Consider the following 399-nt stretch of genomic DNA (forward strand, 5'->3'; position numbering starts at 1 on the left):
GGCACCATCACCCTGGGGAACCGGCAGGCCAGCGCGTTCCTCGCCGTCGGCGGCGTGAGCGAGGCGGAGCTGGCGGACGCCGCCCAGCTCTCCTCGCTCGCGGACGAGACCCCCGAGGGGCGCTCGGTCGTCGTGTTCGCCAAGGAGCACCACGGCCTGCGCGAACGCACCCCGGGCGAGCTGCGGCACGCGACGTTCGTGCACTTCACCGCCCAGACCAGGATGTCCGGCGTCGACCTGGCGCCCGAGCCCACCGGCCCGAGCACGCCCGGCACGCCCGGCACGCCCGGCGGACCGGGCGCGCCCGGCGCCCCCGGGACGTCCAGCGCCGTCGGCGCCCGGCGGGTTCGCAAGGGGGCGGCGAGCGCGGTCACCCGGTGGGTGCGGGAGAACGGCGGG

Annotated in this window: 1 pseudogene; it reads left to right on the top strand. The window is 78.4% G+C overall.

The features are described 5' to 3' along the window. Nucleotides 1-399, top strand: a pseudogene (locus tag MXD62_RS10300) (potassium-transporting ATPase subunit B); the annotation flags it as partial.

This window comes from Frankia sp. Mgl5 (genome assembly GCF_023242985.1).
GTDB lineage: Bacteria > Actinomycetota > Actinomycetes > Frankiales > Frankiaceae > Parafrankia > Parafrankia soli.